The organism is Streptomyces sp. NPDC059524, assembly GCF_042749255.1.
GTDB classification, from domain to species: Bacteria; Actinomycetota; Actinomycetes; order Streptomycetales; family Streptomycetaceae; genus Streptomyces; species Streptomyces xanthii.
Genome location: NZ_JBHYTK010000072.1, coordinates 21,080 through 37,083, shown reverse-complemented (window position 1 = coordinate 37,083; position 16,004 = coordinate 21,080). Strand labels below are relative to the sequence as shown.

Genomic DNA, 16,004 nt, shown 5'->3' with positions numbered 1-16,004 from the left:
ACCCCCGATATCTACACCCCGAATATCGTGGGCCGCGTCTGTTGTTTATAAGAGACGGGCTGGAGACCTGGGGGAGGGGCCCGCGCGGAACCCCCCCGGGGGGCCCGCGCTACCCCGGGGCGCGGGCGGCGATCGCCTCCGTCATGGCCCGCGGCACCGGCGTGCCCTCGGTGAAGGTGCCGATGGCCGCGATCCCGGTCGTGTTCTTGTTGAACCCCTGCGTGTGCGCGCCGATGACGGGCCGGTCGACCCCGCCGGCCCGCCCCTCGTACACGTTCCCGCAGCGGTCGACGAGGAAGTTGTAGCCGATGTCGTCCCACTCCTTGGCGCCCGCCTGCCCGGCGTACAGGGTGCGGATGATGCGGGGCGCGTCGGCGCAGTCGTAGCGGTTCGGGGTGTCGGTGTGGTGCAGGAAGACCGCCTCGACGCGGTCGGCGTACCGGACGGGGTCACGGTGGTAGGTCTCGGTGCCGGCGAGCCAGACGCGGCGCGGCACGATGTGCGGCCGGGCGGCGTAGTGCCGGGCCGCGGCCTGTTCGGTGGAGGACGCGCCGGGCTCACGGGCCCCGTCGGGGCGGATCGTGACCGCGCACAGCACGAGCGCGCCGAGGGCCAGCGCCCCGGGCACACAGCTGAGCACCACTCGTAGGACACGCACGTCTTCCACTCTCGGCCCGTTCCGGTGTTCCGGCCTGTGCGGTCGGCCACACGTGGGCCGAACGGAGGAACCGCCCCCGCCGCTCCGGGCGTTTATTACCGATATGAACCTGCACTTCTCCGTACTCGACGCGGTGCTGCTCGTGCTGGCGCTCGTGTACGCCGCGTCCGGCTACCGGCGGGGGCTGCTGGCGGGCTGTGTGTCGCTGGCCGGGTTCGTGGGCGGGGCCGCGGTGGGGGTGTGGCTGCTGCCGTTCGTGATGCGGACGGTGACGGCGGAGACGTCGACGGCCACGGTGGTGGCGGTGCTCGGGGTACTGCTCCCGGCGGTCGCGGGGCACGCGCTCGCGGGGCGGCTCGCGGTGCGGGTGCGCGGGGAGATGGACCGGGCGCCGGGGCCGCTGCGGGTCGCGGACGGGGTCGGCGGGGCCGCGGCGGGCGTCGTGGCGATGCTGGTCGTGGCGTGGGTGGCGGGCAGTGTGCTCGTGGCGTCGTCGTCGACGGCGCTGAACCAGGCGATCCGGGGTTCGGCGGTGCTCGGGACGGTGCAGGACGCGATGCCGTCGTCGACTCCGGCGTGGTTCGCGCGGGCGTCGGGGGCGCTGACCTCGGCGGGGTTCCCGCAGGTCTTCGACCCGTTCGCGCAGGAGCCGTCGGCCGAGGTCGCGAAGCCGTCCGGGGACAGCGTGACGCGCGCGGCGACGCGGGCGGCGACGGCGAGCACGGTGAAGGTGGAGGGCGCGTCGGGCACCCAGGGCCGCGAGGGCAGCGGTTTCGTGTACGCGCGGGAGCACGTGATGACGAACGCGCACGTGGTGGCGGGCATCGACCACCCGACGGTGCGGGTGGGCGGCGTCGGCCGGCCGCTGGCCGCGAAGGTGGTGCTGTTCGACCCGGACAAGGACGTCGCGGTGCTGTACGTGCCGGACCTGAAGGCGCCCGTGCTGCCCTTCGACGGTTCGGCGGCGCGCGGGGACGCGGCGGTCGTGGCGGGCTATCCGCAGGACGGCGGACTGGATCTGCAGGCGGCGACGGTCGCGGACACGATCCGGGCCGGCGGCCAGGACATCTACGGCTCGGGCAGCGTCACGCGCGAGATCTACTCGATCCGCTCCACGGTCCGTCCCGGCAACTCGGGCGGCCCGCTCCTGACGACCGACGGCCGGGTCTACGGGGTGGTGTTCGCCCGCTCCACGACGGACGACGGCACGGGTTATGTACTGACCGCCGCCGAGGTGGCCCCGGACGCCGACCGAGCCTCGACGGCGACAACCCCGGTGAACACAGGCTCCCCGACCGCCCCGTAGCCCCACCACCAACGCCGGACCACGACCGACACATCCCCTGGGGGCGCACGGAGTGCGCCCTTCAGGGGCGCGGGGAACTGCGCGAGCAACCACGACGGCGCAGCGGTCGGCAACGATGCTCGGCCCCTACGGCGGGGGGGGGGGGCGGGGGGGCGCCCCCCCGGGGGGGGCGGTGGGCCCCCTTCGGGGGCGGGGGCAACTGCGCGCGCACCCCCGCCGGCGCTGGGGTCGGCACCGTTGCTCGGCCCCGCCGGGGGGGCGCCGCGCCCGACCACACGCCCGTGGCCGGCCGCGGCGCCCCGCTCAGGGTCAGACCTAGAACCCGCTCCGGGTCAGACCTCGACCCGCAGGGTCGGATTGACGCGGCCGAGGATCATGTCCGTGCGGGGCTGAAGCGCCGCCTCGACCATCTCGGGCTGCGGCAGCACCCAGTACCGCCCCGCGGCGATCTGCTCGAAGCACCGCCGCGCATGCTCCTCCGGAGAGATCCCCTCCGTGTCGGCCCGCGCCTGCAACTGCGCGTTGAACCCGGCGACTTCGGGCCGCGTCTCCGCGTCCGGCCCGGCTGCCCGGAATATCTCGCTCCGCACGGAGTCGGGGAAGACGACCGAGACCTGGATCTCGGAGCCCTTCATCTGGAGCTCGTACGCGAGGGACTCGCTGAGCGCCAGCGCCCCGAACTTGGTGACGCTGTACGGCGCCATGAGCGGACTGGGCAGGAATCCGCCGACCGACGACACGTTGACGACCCACGCCTTGCCGCCCTGCGCGAGCAGCCGCGGCACGAACGCCCGGATCCCGTTGACGTACCCGCCCACATTGACCCGCAGCGCCGCGTCCCACCGCTCGGCCGGGATCTCCCAGGAGTACCCCATGGCCATGATCCCGGCGTTGTTGAGCAGCAGGTCGACGGTGCCGAAGCGCGCGTAGGCCCGCTCGGCGAGCGCCTCGACGGAGGCCGGGTCGCAGACGTCGGTGACGACGTCCTCGACCTCGGCGCCGCCGGCCCGCAGTTCGTCGGCGAAGGCGGCGAGCCGGTCCGCCGCGATGTCGGCGAGGACGAGCTTCATGCCGAGCGAGGCGGCGTGCCGGGCGAACCCGGCGCCGATCCCGGCGGACGCCCCGGTGATGACGGCGGTGCGCCCGCCGAACACCTCGGCGGGCGTCATCAGAAGTGCGTCCCGCCGTCGATGCGGACCTCGGTGCCGGTGATGAACCGGCCGTCCTCGGAGGCGAGCATCGCGACGACACCGGCGACGGTCTCGGGGCCGGCGAAGCCCTGGCCGAGGGCGGGCGCGAGCTTGGCGAAGAGCGACCAGTCGGTGTCCTCGGGCAGGCCGGGGCCCGCGGACTGCTTGCTGGCGCCGGAGCCGTCGGTCATGCCGGAGGAGATGGAGCCGGGCTGGACGGCGGTGAACCGGATGCCCTGCTTCGCGTACTCGGCGGCGAGCGCGTGCGTCATGGACTGGATGCCGCCCTTGCTGGCCGCGTAGGCGGACATGTACGGGTGGGCGAACATCGCGGAGGTGGAGGAGAAGTTCACGACCGCCGAGTCGTTGCCCTCGAGGAGCGCCGGGATCGACTCGCGGATCATGAGGAAGGTTCCGGTGAGGTTGACCCGGATCACCGACTCGAAGGCGTCGAGGCTGGTCTCGTGGGTGTGCGAGGAGCGCAGGATGCCGGCCGCGTTGACCAGCACGTCCAGGCCGCCGAGGGTCTCGACGGCGGCCGCGACGCCTTCGCGTACGGAGGTCTCGTCGCCGATGTTCACCACGAGGGTGGTGAGGCGCTCGGCGTTGTCGCCGGCCTTGGCGACGGTGTCCTTGAGACCGTCCTCGCTGATGTCCGCCGCGACGACCCGGCCGCCCTCGGCGAGCATGCGCAGGACGGTGGCCTGGCCGATGCCCGAGCCGCCGCCGGTGACCAGGGCGCGGCGTCCCTCGTAGCGGTTCAGGATCTTCGTGTTCGTCATGGCGCGCCTCTCGTTCCTGTCCGCGGGCCGTGGATGGCGGTCCGCTGTTTTTCCTTCACTTGCACAGTACGACTTTGTGACACGTTTTGCCACAGTGACATATCACGCCGTACTGGCAGTGGACCGGTTAGGCTACGTCCGGTGAACATCGAGCGCCGTACCCTGACCGAACGCCGCAAGGCCGCGACCGAGCTGGAGATCGCCCGCTCGGCGGTCCACCTGTTCACGGAACAGGGCCCCCACGAGACGACGGCGGAGGCGATCGCACAGCGCGCCGGGGTCTCGCTGCGCACCTTCTACCGGTACTTCCGCGGCAAGCAGGACGCCGTCGGCCCGGTCCTGTCGGCGGGCGGCGACCGCTGGCGCGAGCTGCTCGCGGCGACCCCCGCGGGCACCCCGCTGCTCCAGGCGCTGGAGGCGGCGGCCGTCGCGGCCCTGTCCGAGCCGGGCGAGGCCGCGCGCGAGGGCCTCGAGCGGACCCGGGCGCTGCTGCGGGCGGCGGCGGACGACCCCGCGCTGCGCGCCGTCTGGTACCGGGTCAACCAGGAGTCGGAGGAGAAGCTGGTCCCCGTCGTGGCCGCGCTGGCCGGGCCCGGCTCCGACCCGCTGGAGAACACGCTGCTGGCGGCCGCCGCGACGGACGCGATCCGGATCTCCCTGGAGACCTGGTCGACGACCGACGCCGACACCGCCGGACCCGGCTCCCCCGCGGATCTCGTCGTCCGCTGTCTGCACCTCCTCACGCGCCCCCGGGCGTGACGGGGCGCACTCCCGGGCGGCCCGGTGCATCCGTGCCGCCCCGACGCGCGACTCCCCGCGCGCGGCGCTCCGCCTAACCTCGATCCGAACTCGAAACGCACGCGGACCGAGCTCGACGCGGACTCGACTGTTACCGGCCCGCGCCGAGGGGCATGAGGCCCCCAGACATCAGCCGCGCAACCTCGGGGAGGGGCACGTGCTTGAGCCCGCGCACGCGGACGTCGTCATCGTGGGGGCCGGAGTCGCCGGACTGGCCGCGGCCCAGCAGCTGACCAGGGCGGGTGTGAGCGTCCTGGTCCTGGAGGCCGCCGCCGGCGTCGGCGGCCGCATGTCCACCGAGAAGATCGACGGGTTCCGGCTGGACCGGACCGGGCAGCTGCTGACGCCCGCGCACCGCCCGTGCCCGTCCTGCCCCGACCTGCCCGGCACCGACGGGCTCGCGGGCCTCGCGCTGCGGCCCTTCGCGCCCGGGGTCCTCGTGCACGGCGAGGGCCGCCGGCACCGCACGGGGGAACCCACGCACCGGCCCCGGCGCGCGAGGGGCGCACTCAGCGCGGCGCGCGCCCTGGCGAGCGCCCCCCGGCCCGCGCGGGGTCCCCGGCCCCCGCTCGGCGGCCAGTTGGACCACGCCCGGCTGGGCACGGCGCTGGCCCGTCTCGCGGCGACCCCGGCCGAGCATCTGCTCGCCCGGCCCGAGCGGCCCGTCGGCGCGACGCTGCCGGAGCGGGGCATGCCGTCCCGGACCCTCCACACCTTCGTACGGCCCCTGCTCTCGGCCCTGTTGTGCGATCCGGACCTGACGACGTCGAGCCGGGCCGCCGATCTCGCCCTGCACGCGTACGCCGTCGGCGGGCTCGCCGTGCCCGAGGGCGGCGCGGACGCGCTGCCGGAGCGGCTCGCGGCCGGGCTGCCGCCGGGCACCGTGCACACCGGAGTCCGCGTCACCTCCGTCGCGACCAACTCCGTGACGACCGCCGGGCACGGCCGGGTCCGCTGCCGCACGGTGGTCGTCGCCACGGACGCGGTCGCCGCCGCCGAGTTGCTGCCGGGGCTGCGCGTGCCGGACTTCCACGAGGTGACCGTCGTGCACCACGCGGTGCCCGAACCACCGCTCGCCGAGCCGATGTTGCTGCTCGACGCCGACCGTCCGGGGCCGCTCGCGCACACCTCCGTGATCAGCCAGGTCGACCCGACGCGCGCCCCGGCGGGCCGCTCCCTGGTCTCCTCGGTGGTCCTCGGGCCGCCGCCCGACCCCGCGTCGCTGCGCGCCCGGCTCGCGGTCCTCTACGCCACGTCGACGACCGGCTGGGAGACCCTCGCCGTGCACCACACGCCCCGGGCCGTGCCCACGATGCCCGCACCGCACGACCCGCGCCGTCCGGTGCGGCTGCTCGACGGCCTGTACGTGTGCGGGGACCACCGCGAGACGAGCACGGTGCAGGGCGCCCTCCACTCGGGCCGCCGCGCGGCGCACGCGGTCCTCGCCGATCTGGGCGTCCCCGTCCCCGCGTCCGCCGAACCGCCCGCGGAACACCCGGCGACAGCCCCACCCCTGGGTGAGGCGGCGGCCTGAACCCCTACGCGTCCCCGTCTCCGTACCCCTCCTGAAGGTCCGTCACCCCTCGGACCTATCATCCCCAAGACGCGCCCGTCCCCGTGGAACGAACCGGGGGCGGGCGCCTTCAGGCTCGCACCGCTCCCTCGCCTTCCCTCCCGGCCCCGCACCCCTGTCACATCTCTTGTCACCGCCTCAACTCGCCTCTACGGTCGGCTCCATCAGCCGTCCAGGAGGTCGCAGTCGTGCGCAGACGTGTCCCGGGTCCGCTCCTCACCACCCTCGCCCTGGTAGCCGGATTCATCGGAGCTGTACTGCCGGTGCTCCCCGCCGCGGCGGACGATCCGGGGGGCGGTCCGCCGGCGGTGGTGCCCCGGCCCACCGACTGGACCCCGCTCGACGGCACGGTGCGGCTGAGCGAGAAGTCCCGGATCCTGGTCGACCCGCGCAGCCGTGACGCGCGGGCCCTGTCCGCGGGCCGCGCCGAGTTCCCGGGCCCCGCGCGCCAGGACACCGGGGACCTCGCGGAGCGGCTCCGTACCGAGATCGAGGCGGTCACCGGACTCGCCCCGAGCATCGGGAGCGACACCGCGCACGCGGGCCCCGGCGACATCGTGCTCGCGCTGCGCGACGCGGACCGGCTCGGCGCGGAGGGCTACGCGTTCGACAGCGCGGACGGCCCGGTCCGCATCGACGCCGCGTCCACGCACGGCCTGTACTACGGCACCCGCACCCTGCTCCAACTCCTGCGCGCCACCGACCCGGACGGGCACCGCACGCTCCCCCGGGCCCGCGCCACGGACGTGCCCACGCAGCCGGTCCGCATGGTGCACATCGACGCCGCCCGCAAGTACTGGTCGATGCCGTACCTGAAGAACCTGATCCGCAGGATGGGCGACCAGAAGCTCAACACGCTGCTGATGCATCTGTCGGAGGCGGAGGGATTCCGGCTCTACAGCCCGAAGTTCCCGGGGCTCGCCGACCCGGCGCACAGCTACAGCCGCGCCGACATCGAGGAGCTGAAGGCCTTCGCGGCCCGCCACCACGTCCAGTTGACGCCCGGACTGGAGATCCCCGGGCACGCGACCGCGATCAGCGACACCTTCGGCATCGGCTTCGGCGACGGCCCCGGCGCGTGCACGGCCGCGCACACCCACTCGCACCTCACGCCCGACTGGATCATCGACATGACCAGCGAGAAGGCGGTCGAGAAGACGAAGGAGATCGTCGACGAGTTCGCCGGCTGGTTCGACGCGCCGCTCTTCTCGATCGGCGCCGAGGAGGTGCCGGGCCAGCTCGCGAACTGCCCGCGCGTCCAGGACTACTTGGCGAAGGACCCGGACGTCACCACGCTCGGCGACCTGCTCAACCGGTACATCAACACCCTGGACGAGGTCGTCACCGCGCACGGCAGCCGCACCGCCGTCTACAACGGTTCGGAGCACATGACGGCCCCGCAGCAGAAGGTCCGCGGCCCGGTCGTCTTCCTCACCTGGGAGGGCACCGGTTCCGAGCCGGTCATCCCCGGCCACGACGAGATCGCCATCGGCCCGTTCTACGTCACGCCGAACAACTACCACCACCTGTATCCGAACCAGCCGTGGATGTACGACAGTTGGCAGCCCAGCACGGCGGCCGACATGCTCGGCTCGGGTCTCACCAACTGGGCGGACTACAACTTCTGGGCCGAGGACGGGTACTTCGAGCAGCAGATGGCGGGCGCCCGCGCGGTCCTCGCCGACCGCGCCTGGAACGGCACCGCGACCCCGGACACCCTCGCCGGCTTCCGCACCCGCGCCGCCCTGATCGGTGACCCGCCCGGCATCACCGCGCAGCCGGAGCGCCCCCGCGTCGACGACGGCCGCCCGAGCCACCACTGGACCTTCGACCCGGCCCCGTACCCGTCCGGCTGGACCTACGCGGGCTCCCCCGGCAACACGCTGTACGCCGAGGACGCGGCCGGTGACCTGGCCGGATCCTCGTACATCATCAACAACCCGACGCCGGTGGCCGACGGGGTGCACGGGCAGGCCTGGCGCTTCGACTCGGACCGGGACGGGGTCGGCTTCGGCGGGCTCGACGTGGCGGAGCCGTGGACGGTCTCGGTGTGGGTGCGCCCCTCGGCCCGCACCGCCGACCAGGTGCTGCTGAGCTCCCCGGCCGGCGCCCTCAAGCTCCAGCAGTACGGCACCGGCCGGGTCGGCCTGACCGCGTACGGCGAGGCCGACCACTCCTTCGACTACACGCTGCCGCTCGGCACCTGGACACAACTGACCTGGGTGGCGACACCGGGTCGCACCGTCCTGTACGCGGACGGGGAGCGGGTCGGCACGGTCGACGCCTCGATCCCGCTGCCGATGCGTTCGGTCGGCACCGAGAAGGCGTCCCTGCGCGGCGACCTGGACGACCTGAGGACCTGGGACGAGGCGCTGAGCGCGGAGGAGGTCGCCGGCCTCGACTGACGGCCTGGCGGTGCGGAGGACCGGCCCTCCGCACCGCCCGCGCTCACCCCAGCGCGGCGACCCGCTCCCGGTACCCCCGCACCGGCCCCGCGTCGCGGTACGGCTCGAGCCGCCGCTCGAACTCCCGGACGTACTCGTGCGCCCGCACCGAACGCATGTCGGCCGCCGCCGTGGCCGCCTCGGCGCCCAGGGCGCACGCCGAGTCCAGCTCGCCGAGGCCGAGGCGGGCGGAGGCGAGGACGACGCGGCAGAACAGCCGGCTGCGCGCGAACCCGGGCGCCCTCAGCTGGAGCGACCGCTCGGCGTGCTGCGCGGCGGCCCGGTACTGCTGGAGGTCCCGGTGGCAGTGCCCGAACTCGTCGGCGAGCTGGGCCTCGTCGAAGAACCGCGCCCACGGCGGCACCTCGTCGCCCGGCCGCGCCGCCTCCAGGGCCCGCTCGGCCCGCACCAGCGACGCCGTGCAGGCCCGCACCTCGCCGAGCACCCCGTGCCCGCGCGCCTCCACCGAGTGCAGCAGCGCCTGCACCACGGGCGGCGCCGCGGCCCCGACGCCCTGCTGCGCGACCCGCGCCAGCTGCACCGCCTCCCGGCCGTGCCCGAGGTAGACGGCCTGCCGGCTCATGGTGACCAGCACGTAGGACCCGTAGCCCCGGTCCCCGGCCGCCTGCGAGAGCCGCAGCGCCTGCACGAAGTACCGCTGCGCGAGCCCGTGCGCCGCGATGTCGTACGAGGTCCAGCCGGCCAGCCGGGTCAGATCGGCGACGGCGCCGAACAGCCTGCGCCCGGTCTGCTCCCCGTACGTGCCGCGCAGCATGGGCTCGGCCTCGTGCTCCAGGTAGCGCACCAAGGCCTGGCGGGCGTGGCCGCCGCCGTAGGCGTGGTCGAGGGCGCGGAACAGCTCGCCGACCGAGCGCAGGGCCGCGATGTCGCCGCCGGAGACCTTCTGTCCGGCGCCGCGCTCGGTCTGCACGCGCTGACGGGGCACGGCGGAGCGGCCCTGGGTCGGGACGCGGTGCGGGGGCTCGCCGCGGGAGACGCGCTCGTCGGGGCGGCCGATCAGCCAGTCCCGGCTGGGCACGACGAGCCCGGCGGGGGTGAAGGCGATCTTGCGGAGCTCGGCGTGGCTGCCGGAGTCCTTGCGCCACAGGCCGCTGACGATGTCCACGGCCTCCTCGGGCGACGCGGCGAACTCCAGGCCCGCGTAGACGGGCGCGCAGGCGTCGAGGCCGAGGTCCTGGGCGGACAGGCGGCGGCCCAGGCGCCGGGTGAACACCTCGGCGATGAGCGCGGGGGTGGTGCCGCGGGGCTGCTGCCCGCGCAGCCACCGGGTCACCGAGGTCTTGTCGTAGCGCAGGTCGAGACCGTGTTCCAGACCGAGCTGGTCGACGCGGCGGGCGAGCCCCGCGTTGGAGAAACCCGCCTCCGCGATGAGCGCGGCGAGCTGGCGGTTCGGTGTGCGCTGCGGAGGTCGTTCCGTCATCAGCTGTGCGGTCTCCTGCCTTCCGGGCCGCGCTGCAGCCCCCTTGGAACGGCGTGAATTTAGCGGCGATACCAGGTCTGGGCGGGGTTCTGGCCAGGCCTTCATCCGATCGTGTGACGATGGGACGGAGTCACTGACGCAGCGGCCCGCGATCCGGGCGGACGTACAGTGGCTCGGGGCGCGATATGTGCACGGTGAAGGTTTTTAAGGGAGGCACTTGCCGTGAGTGAGTTCCGGTTCGTCCGCATGGGGTTCGGTGCGGACATGGTCGAGTACCAGGTCGCCTGGGACGAGCAGCGCCGTGTGCACGCCGCCCGTTTCGCCGACGAGGTGCCCGACACCTGTCTGCTCCTGGAGCATCCGCCCGTCTACACGGCGGGCCGCCGCACGGCCCCGGAGGAGCGTCCGCTGGACGGCACCCCGGTGATCGACGTGGACCGCGGCGGCAAGATCACCTGGCACGGCCCGGGCCAGCTCGTCGGCTACCCGATCCAGAAGCTGCCGCGCCCGGTGGACGTGGTCGCGCACCTGCGCCGCCTGGAGGACGCGATGATCGCGGTCTGCGCCGAGTTCGGCGTGACGGCGGCCCGCGTCGAGGGCCGGGCCGGCGTGTGGGTCCTGGGCGACCCGATCGAGGAGCGGACGGGCCTCGGCGGCCTCTCGCTGGACTTCGACCCGCGGCTGAGCAGCGAGGACGAGGAGTTCGACCACCGCCTGGTCGGCCCCGAGTACGCGCCGTCGAACGCGGGGCAGCGCCACGAGGACCGCAAGATCTGCGCCATGGGCATCCGCGTCGCCAAGGGCGTCACGATGCACGGCTTCGCGCTCAACGTGAACCCGGACACCTCGAACTTCGACAAGATCATCCCGTGCGGCATCCGCGACGCGGGTGTGACCTCGCTCTCGTACGAGCTGGGCCGTGAGGTCACCATGGACGAGGTGCTGCCGATCGCGGAGAAGCACCTGCAGGACGTGCTGGGGAACGCCGACTTGAAGCCGCGGGTCGTCGAGCGGGACGCAGCCGGCACCGCCGCCTGACCGGTCCGGCCGGAATAGGGCCCCGGGGCCACAGGTTGGCCACCCGTGAGGGCCATGAATGTCACGGGCGTACCCTGATGTACGCCGAGGAATCAAAGCTTTAGGGAGCCGGTCGTGTCCGCAGTCGCACCCGACGGACGCAAGATGCTGCGCCTGGAGGTCCGTAACGCTCAGACCCCCATCGAGCGCAAGCCCGAGTGGATCAAGACCCGGGCGAAAATGGGCCCCGAGTACACCAAGATGCAGAACCTCGTGAAGTCCGAGGGCCTGCACACGGTCTGCCAGGAGGCGGGCTGTCCCAACATCTACGAGTGCTGGGAGGACCGCGAGGCCACGTTCCTCATCGGCGGCGACCAGTGCACGCGGCGCTGTGACTTCTGCCAGATCGACACCGGCAAGCCCGAGGCCCTCGACCGCGACGAGCCGCGCCGCGTCGGCGAGTCCGTCGTCACGATGGACCTGAACTACGCCACGATCACCGGCGTCGCCCGCGACGACCTGGAGGACGGCGGCGCCTGGCTGTACGCGGAGACGGTCCGCCAGATCCACGCCCAGACCGCCGAGCGCGCCGACGGCCGCACCAAGGTCGAGCTCCTCGCCCCCGACTTCAACGCGGTCCCCGAGCAGCTGGCCGAGGTCTTCTCGTCCCGCCCCGAGGTCTTCGCGCACAACGTCGAGACGGTCCCGCGGATCTTCAAGCGCATCCGCCCCGGCTTCCGCTACGAGCGCTCGCTCAAGGTCATCACCGAGGCCCGCGAGTACGGCCTGGTGACGAAGTCGAACCTGATCCTCGGCATGGGCGAGACCCGTGAAGAGGTCTCCGAGGCGCTGCGCCAGCTGCACGAGGCCGGCTGCGAGCTCATCACCATCACGCAGTACCTGCGTCCGTCGGTGCGCCACCACCCCGTGGAGCGCTGGGTGAAGCCGCAGGAGTTCGTGGAGCTCAAGGACGAGGCCGAGCAGATCGGCTTCTCGGGCGTCATGTCGGGCCCGCTGGTCCGCTCCTCGTACCGGGCCGGCCGCCTGTACCAGATGGCCATCGAGAAGCGCGGCGCGTACGTGGCCTCGCAGGCCGTCTGAACCGGCAGGACACCACGCGTGTGAATTCACGCACAAAGCATTACCGGCCGGTAGCGGCCGGATCGGCGCGGCCCTGGCCGTCCCCGCAGTTGAGGGGACCGTCAGGGCCGCGTCGGTGTTCGGAGCGCGCACATCAAGGCTTCATAGGTGTTTGACCGTCCGGACACGGCCTGGTAACACCAGTGAGTGACCCTGAAATCACAGCTCGTGCACCCGTGCCGACAGGGGCCCACACCGTGAACCGCTCCCGAGGGGGGACCTCGACCATGCAGGCCGCGCCCGTTCGCGCCACCGCCATCCCGACCTTCACCGACGCCCTGCGGGCCGTGGAGTCGCTCCTCATGAGCGGCGGCCAGCGCACCGCCCGGCGCAACGCCTGGACCTCCGTCCTGGAGGACCGCCGCCGTGCCAAGGACCGTGTCGAGGCCCAGCGGGTGCTCGACTCCGCCGTCGCCGAGGGCTGAGCGAGCCCGGGGCCGGTGCCCCGAACCTCGACGATGCTTCCCGGCCACGTAGACTTCAGGCATGGCGAGGAAGGAAACCGCAGCGGACGCTGCGAACCCCGGGCGACTCAAGCAGATCGCCCTGACCTACAAGATGACCCGCAAGGCCGATCCGAAGATCGGTCTTGTACTCGCGGCTGTGGGAATCGTCACCTTCGGTGTCTTCCTCGCGATCGGCTTCCTGATCGGTCACCCCATCTATCTCGGGATTCTCGGCTTCCTGCTGGCCTTCCTCGCGATGGCGATCGTCTTCGGACGCCGGGCCGAGCGGGCGGCCTTCGGGCAGATGGAGGGCCAGCCGGGTGCGGCGGCCGCGGTGCTCGACAACGTCGGGCGCGGCTGGACCACGACCCCGGCGATCGCGATGAACCGGAGCCAGGACGTCGTGCACCGCGCCGTCGGCAAGGCCGGCATCGTGCTCGTCGCGGAGGGCAACCCGAACCGGGTGAAGTCGCTGCTCGCGGCCGAGAAGAAGAAGATGGCGCGGATCGTGTCGGACGTCCCCGTGCACGACATCATCGTGGGCGACGGCGAGGGCCAGACCCCGCTGAAGAAGCTCCGCACCACCATGCTGAAGCTGCCCCGGGTGCTCACCGGGCCGCAGGTGACCGCGACCAATGACCGGCTGCGGGCCATGGGTGACCTGATGTCGAACATGCCGTTGCCCAAGGGGCCGATGCCGAAGGGTATGCGGATGCCCAAGGGGGGCGGACGGGGGCGCTAGCCGCTGTCCTACCCGAACTCATGGCGCCCTGAGCCGTTTGGCTCGGGGCGCCTTTTCGTGTGCGGGGTGCGGTTGCGTCGGCGGGTGCGGGCCCGGTGGGGGCTGGTCGCGCAGTTCCCCGCGCCCCTGGAAGGCAGCGGCTTCGCCGCGCCTTCCCCAGATGTAAGGCGCCCTGCACCTTGGTCGGGGAGATGCCACCCGAAGGGTGTGCATCTCAGGGGCGCGGGGAACTGCGCGAGAAGCCCCACCGGCCCGCAGACCACCACGCTCAGATACGGACCTCGACGGACTTGGCCATCCGGTCGTGCAGGCCCCGGCCGTCCCGGTCCCAGACAAGGGCCGGGACCGCCAGGCACAGCAGTACGGAGCGGGCCAGGACCCGGCCGGGACCGAGGCGGCCGCCCGTCTCGGAGACGACCCGCAACCCGAACAGCCGCTTCCCGGGGGTGCAACCGATCGTCCCCACGGTGAGCACGCTGAGCACGAAGAAGATGAGCAGCGCCCAGTTGCTCGTAGCCTGGTCATAGCCGTGCGTGACCAGGCCGTATGCGATCAGCAGACACAGCGCCCAGTCCACGGCGAGCGCCCCGATGCGCCGCCCGGGACGGGCGATGGAGCCGGGTCCGTGCTCGGGCAGCCCGAGCTGCTCACCCCGGTGACCGAAGTCCGCGCCCGACTGCTCCAGGGCCTCGCGGGGCCCGGACAGCCACGATCCCATTGCTTCCCTCTTGTCCACGCATCCACGGTACTGGCAGCGCCGCGGAAGGGGTCCGGTGCCCCCGCTCCGGTTAACTTCGGCGAAACAAATGGGTCATGCTTGAGAAATCCCGTCTGCCTATGGTCGGGTCCGAGCGTCGGCCACCGCACTGGCCGGACGACCGAGCTGCAACCCCGCCCCTCCCCGGGCCGGGAGTAGGAGGAGTTGGATGTCCGAGAAGCACGGGTTCCAGAACGCCGACGAGGTCCAGAAGTTCATCAAGGACCAGGACGTCAAGATGGTCGACGTCCGGTTCTGTGACCTTCCGGGCGTGATGCAGCACTTCACGATCCCTGCGACGGCGTTCGACCCGTCCGAGGAGCTGGCCTTCGACGGTTCGTCGATCCGCGGCTTCCAGGCCATCCACGAGTCCGACATGGCGCTGCGCGCCGACCTGTCGACGGCCCGCGTGGACCCCTTCCGCCGCGACAAGACGCTCAACATCAACTTCTTCATCCACGACCCGATCACGGGCGAGCAGTACAGCCGTGACCCGCGCAACATCGCGAAGAAGGCCGAGGCGTACCTGGCCTCCACCGGGATCGCCGACACCGCGTACTTCGGCCCCGAGGCCGAGTTCTACGTGTTCGACTCGGTCCGCTTCGAGACCTCCGCGAACCAGGGCTTCTACCACATCGACTCCGAGGCCGGCGCCTGGAACACCGGCAAGGAGGAGAACAACCGCGGCTACAAGGTCCGCTACAAGGGTGGTTACTTCCCGGCCCCGCCGGTCGACCACTTCGCCGACCTGCGCTCGGAGATCTCCCTGGAGCTGGAGAACGTCGGCCTGCAGGTCGAGCGCCAGCACCACGAGGTCGGCACCGCCGGCCAGGCCGAGATCAACTACAAGTTCAACACGCTGCTCGCCGCGGCCGACGACCTGATGCTCTTCAAGTACATCGTGAAGAACGTCGCCTGGCGCAACGGCAAGACCGCGACCTTCATGCCGAAGCCGATCTTCGGTGACAACGGCTCGGGCATGCACGTCCACCAGTCGCTGTGGTCGAACGGCGACCCGCTGTTCTACGACGAGCAGGGCTACGCCGGCCTGTCGGACACCGCCCGCTACTACATCGGCGGCATCCTCAAGCACGCCCCGTCGCTGCTCGCCTTCACGAACCCGACGGTGAACTCGTACCACCGCCTGGTCCCGGGCTTCGAGGCCCCGATCAACCTGGTCTACTCGCAGCGCAACCGCTCCGCGGCCATGCGTATCCCGATCACGGGCTCGAACCCGAAGGCCAAGCGCGTCGAGTTCCGCGCCCCGGACCCGTCCTCGAACCCGTACCTGGCGTTCTCGGCTCTGCTCCTCGCGGGCCTCGACGGCGTCAAGAACAAGATCGAGCCGGCCGAGCCGATCGACAAGGACCTCTACGAGCTGGCTCCCGAGGAGCACGCGGGCGTCGCCCAGGTCCCGACCAACCTCGAGGCCGTCCTGACCGCCCTGGAGGACGACAACGAGTACCTGCAGGCCGGCGGCGTCTTCACGTCCGACCTGATCGAGACGTGGATCGACTACAAGCGCACGCAGGAGATCGCCCCGATCCAGCTGCGCCCGCACCCGCACGAGTTCGAGCTCTACTTCGACCTCTAGGCCGTACCGAGGTCCTGAGCTGAGAGGCGGGCGCGGGGCGGGGGGGGGGGGGGGGCGTGGTGGGGGGGGCTTGGGGGGGGGGGGGGGGGGGGTCAGGGGGGGATAGGGGGGCGGCT

General features: G+C 72.5%; 13 protein-coding genes and 1 pseudogene. 9 read left to right on the top strand and 5 right to left on the bottom strand.

Annotated features, from left to right (window positions below; all coding sequences use genetic code 11):
• Positions 1 to 124: 124 nt before the first annotated feature.
• Positions 125 to 643: pseudogene (locus ACFW9D_RS21055) on the bottom strand (peptidoglycan recognition protein); the annotation flags it as partial.
• A 118-nt stretch (positions 644 to 761) separates the two neighbouring features.
• On the opposite strand from ACFW9D_RS21055, the gene ACFW9D_RS21050 reads away from it, so the two are divergent.
• The gene (locus ACFW9D_RS21050; RefSeq protein ID WP_384623780.1) at positions 762 to 1,964 is read left to right on the top strand and encodes a MarP family serine protease; all 1,203 of its coding nucleotides are present in this window, start codon (positions 762 to 764) and stop codon (positions 1,962 to 1,964) included.
• A gap of 332 nt (positions 1,965 to 2,296) precedes the next feature.
• On the opposite strand, the gene ACFW9D_RS21045 is transcribed toward ACFW9D_RS21050, so the two are convergent.
• Positions 2,297 to 3,133: an SDR family NAD(P)-dependent oxidoreductase gene (locus tag ACFW9D_RS21045; RefSeq protein ID WP_188339320.1), complete on the bottom strand. Its 837-nt coding sequence runs from the start codon at positions 3,131 to 3,133 to the stop codon at positions 2,297 to 2,299.
• Entirely contained in the window at positions 3,133 to 3,936 is an 804-nt protein-coding gene (locus ACFW9D_RS21040; RefSeq protein ID WP_188339319.1) for an SDR family NAD(P)-dependent oxidoreductase, read from the bottom strand. The genes ACFW9D_RS21045 and ACFW9D_RS21040 overlap by 1 nt, the downstream gene beginning before the upstream one ends.
• Positions 3,937 to 4,077: 141 nt before the next feature.
• Between ACFW9D_RS21040 and ACFW9D_RS21035 the strand changes: the two genes are divergently transcribed.
• The 3 genes from ACFW9D_RS21035 (at position 4,078) to ACFW9D_RS21025 (ending at position 8,712) form a co-directional block, all read left to right on the top strand.
• On the top strand, positions 4,078 to 4,695 hold the full coding sequence (locus ACFW9D_RS21035; RefSeq protein WP_223206158.1) for a TetR family transcriptional regulator: 618 nt from the start codon (positions 4,078 to 4,080) through the stop codon (positions 4,693 to 4,695).
• A 196-nt stretch (positions 4,696 to 4,891) separates the two neighbouring features.
• A complete protein-coding gene (locus tag ACFW9D_RS21030; RefSeq protein WP_384623777.1) occupies positions 4,892 to 6,268 on the top strand; it encodes an NAD(P)/FAD-dependent oxidoreductase in 1,377 nt (458 codons plus the stop codon).
• Between the two features lie 227 nt (positions 6,269 to 6,495).
• Positions 6,496 to 8,712: a family 20 glycosylhydrolase gene (locus ACFW9D_RS21025; protein WP_384623775.1), complete on the top strand. Its 2,217-nt coding sequence runs from the start codon at positions 6,496 to 6,498 to the stop codon at positions 8,710 to 8,712.
• A gap of 43 nt (positions 8,713 to 8,755) precedes the next feature.
• Here the strand turns inward: ACFW9D_RS21025 and ACFW9D_RS21020 are convergent, their stop codons facing one another.
• Positions 8,756 to 10,192 carry a regulator gene (locus ACFW9D_RS21020; RefSeq protein ID WP_188339316.1) on the bottom strand — a complete coding sequence of 479 codons (1,437 nt, stop codon included), beginning with the start codon at positions 10,190 to 10,192 and terminating at the stop codon, positions 8,756 to 8,758.
• A 222-nt stretch (positions 10,193 to 10,414) separates the two neighbouring features.
• Here ACFW9D_RS21020 and lipB point away from each other — a divergent pair, with 222 nt between their 5' ends.
• From lipB to ACFW9D_RS21000, 4 genes are all read left to right on the top strand, one after another.
• Complete coding sequence (gene lipB / locus ACFW9D_RS21015; protein ID WP_188339315.1) at positions 10,415 to 11,230, top strand: lipoyl(octanoyl) transferase LipB; 816 nt, start codon at positions 10,415 to 10,417, stop codon at positions 11,228 to 11,230.
• A 114-nt stretch (positions 11,231 to 11,344) separates the two neighbouring features.
• Positions 11,345 to 12,310 carry a lipoyl synthase gene (gene lipA, locus ACFW9D_RS21010; RefSeq protein WP_188339314.1) on the top strand — a complete coding sequence of 322 codons (966 nt, stop codon included), beginning with the start codon at positions 11,345 to 11,347 and terminating at the stop codon, positions 12,308 to 12,310.
• A gap of 266 nt (positions 12,311 to 12,576) precedes the next feature.
• On the top strand, positions 12,577 to 12,774 hold the full coding sequence (locus ACFW9D_RS21005) for a hypothetical protein (protein ID WP_188339313.1): 198 nt from the start codon (positions 12,577 to 12,579) through the stop codon (positions 12,772 to 12,774).
• A gap of 61 nt (positions 12,775 to 12,835) precedes the next feature.
• The gene (locus ACFW9D_RS21000; protein WP_188339312.1) at positions 12,836 to 13,537 is read left to right on the top strand and encodes a DUF4191 domain-containing protein; all 702 of its coding nucleotides are present in this window, start codon (positions 12,836 to 12,838) and stop codon (positions 13,535 to 13,537) included.
• A gap of 268 nt (positions 13,538 to 13,805) precedes the next feature.
• On the opposite strand, the gene ACFW9D_RS20995 is transcribed toward ACFW9D_RS21000, so the two are convergent.
• A complete protein-coding gene (locus tag ACFW9D_RS20995; RefSeq protein WP_188339311.1) occupies positions 13,806 to 14,273 on the bottom strand; it encodes an RDD family protein in 468 nt (155 codons plus the stop codon).
• Between the two features lie 190 nt (positions 14,274 to 14,463).
• On the opposite strand from ACFW9D_RS20995, the gene glnA reads away from it, so the two are divergent.
• Entirely contained in the window at positions 14,464 to 15,888 is a 1,425-nt protein-coding gene (gene glnA / locus ACFW9D_RS20990) for a type I glutamate--ammonia ligase (RefSeq protein ID WP_188339310.1), read from the top strand.
• Positions 15,889 to 16,004: the final 116 nt, after the last annotated feature.

What these genes read in the sequence shown, in the direction of transcription:
- ACFW9D_RS21005 (WP_188339313.1), top strand. Translation starts at nt 12,577, where the DNA reads ATGCAGGCCGCGCCCGTTCGCGCCACCGCCATCCCGACCTTCACCGAC.
- ACFW9D_RS21045 (WP_188339320.1), bottom strand. Translation starts at nt 3,133, where the DNA reads ATGACGCCCGCCGAGGTGTTCGGCGGGCGCACCGCCGTCATCACCGGG.
- glnA (WP_188339310.1), top strand. Translation starts at nt 14,464, where the DNA reads ATGTCCGAGAAGCACGGGTTCCAGAACGCCGACGAGGTCCAGAAGTTC.
- ACFW9D_RS21040 (WP_188339319.1), bottom strand. Translation starts at nt 3,936, where the DNA reads ATGACGAACACGAAGATCCTGAACCGCTACGAGGGACGCCGCGCCCTG.
- ACFW9D_RS21020 (WP_188339316.1), bottom strand. Translation starts at nt 10,192, where the DNA reads ATGACGGAACGACCTCCGCAGCGCACACCGAACCGCCAGCTCGCCGCG.
- ACFW9D_RS21050 (WP_384623780.1), top strand. Translation starts at nt 762, where the DNA reads ATGAACCTGCACTTCTCCGTACTCGACGCGGTGCTGCTCGTGCTGGCG.
- ACFW9D_RS21000 (WP_188339312.1), top strand. Translation starts at nt 12,836, where the DNA reads ATGGCGAGGAAGGAAACCGCAGCGGACGCTGCGAACCCCGGGCGACTC.